This is a genomic window from Streptomyces sp. NRRL S-495 (assembly GCF_000966955.1).
GTDB classification, from domain to species: Bacteria; Actinomycetota; Actinomycetes; order Streptomycetales; family Streptomycetaceae; genus Kitasatospora; species Kitasatospora purpeofusca.
This window is the reverse complement of sequence record NZ_JZWY01000804.1, coordinates 1-1531: the sequence shown is the minus strand read 5'-3', so window position 1 is coordinate 1531 and position 1531 is coordinate 1. Positions and strand designations below refer to the sequence as shown.

The window sequence follows — 1531 nt, the reverse complement described above, 5'->3', positions numbered from 1 at the left end:
CAGTCCGGCAGCGGCGAGACGGCGGACGTCCGCCGTGGTCGCGAACGCGGACCGGCCGAACAGCCGGGCCAGCTCCGCGGCGGTTCTCCGGCCGTCCGCGTGGTCGAGCAGCTCGTACTGGCGCCGGGTCGGCGGGCGCACCCGGCGGGCGTGGCGCCCGGGGGCGGGGGCCTGGGCGGCGGTCCGGCGCAGCGGCACGGTGTCGAGCTGCGCCGAGGGCCAGATCCGGTCGAGCAGGTGCCGCCGGCGTTCGGCCTCCCGGCGGAGCCGGTGGGCGCCGACCGCGGCCACCGGGCCGAGCCAGTGCCGCATGCCCGGGGCGAAGGTCCAGGAGGCGAGGGTGGCGGGGGTGTCGAGCAGGAAGCAGGCGGCGTCGTAGAGGGTGCCGAGGTGGCAGAGTTCGAGTTCGCCGCGGGTGAGCCTCCCCTGTTCGACCAGGGCTTCGCCGACCCGGGCGTAGGGGCCGAAGCGGTGGACGGCCTCCTGCCAGGTGTCCGGGTCGAGCCGGCCGCTGGTGGTGAGCAGGGTGGCGAGGTCGGGTGCCCGGTCGGACTCGGCGTGGGCGACCAGGCCGTCGACGAGGTAGACGGTTCCGGCGGGGCCGCGCAGAGCCCCGGTGGCCCGTTCGGCGGCGCCCGGGAGCACGGGCGCCACCGGGCCGGCCGGTGGCCGGAAGCCGACCTGGGTGCCGGCGGCGGCGGCCGGGTCGCTGGTGACGGGGTTCGTCATCCGAGCACCAGTTCCTCGGCGAGCGACTGGAGCCGGTAGCGGGCGCCGGCGAGGTTGCCCTCGGCCCGGTCCAGCCAGAGGTGCAGGACGAGCCGGCTGTCGAAGACGGTATCGATGAAGCAAAGCAGGTGGTAACTGCGGCCCGCGGTCAGGATGATGTCCTGCAACGGTGCCTTGCCGTCCTCCGCCGCGGTGAAGGTGGCTCCCTCGACGGCCGCCCGGACCAGGTCGGTCGCCTCCGCTGCCGTGGTGTCGTGGTCGCCGGTCGGACTGACTCCGACGCTGCCAAGGGCGAGTCCGCTGCTCCAGTCGATCAGACCGGCGGCGCGGGCCCCGGCGATCGCCATCGCCTGGGACAGGCACTCGTCGATACCCGGCACTCGGGCTCCTTCGGAGGGGTTCGGGGAGGAAGCGGCGCAGGACACGGCGCAGGGCGTGGCCGTCGGGCGCCGACCGGACCGCCACGACGAGTGGCGGGTTCGACACGGAAGGCTACTGCCGGAACTCGTACGACGAACATTCCAATGGCATATTCACACCACAACCCGGTGTTTTCGGCCATCCTTTGACGCATCGTCAGCTCTGGAAGCCCGCCATCGCCGCTGCCCGGACGCCCGTACGTGATACGAACGAACGAACCACCTGGCGCGGGACCTTGGCCGATTGTCGGCCATGCCGACGGGTTTCGAGCCACGGGTGCGATAGGACCGAGGGCACCCACACTCCGGCACAACGACAAAGCGGCCGCCCCCCGAGGGGGACGACCGCTTCCGTTGGAGCGCCAGGCCCGGGTTGCACGGAC

Annotated in this window: 2 protein-coding genes; both read right to left on the bottom strand. The window is 73.5% G+C overall.

Annotated features, from left to right (window positions below; translation table 11 throughout):
* Nucleotides 1-729 (bottom strand): hypothetical protein (locus tag VR45_RS33805; RefSeq protein ID WP_052709583.1); only part of this gene is annotated, 729 nt, incomplete at its 3' end.
* Nucleotides 726-1109 carry a hypothetical protein gene (locus VR45_RS33800; RefSeq protein ID WP_030396327.1) on the bottom strand — a complete coding sequence of 128 codons (384 nt, stop codon included), beginning with the start codon at nt 1107-1109 and terminating at the stop codon, nt 726-728. The genes VR45_RS33800 and VR45_RS33805, both read right to left, overlap by 4 nt.
* Between the last annotated feature and the right edge of the window lie 422 nt (nt 1110-1531).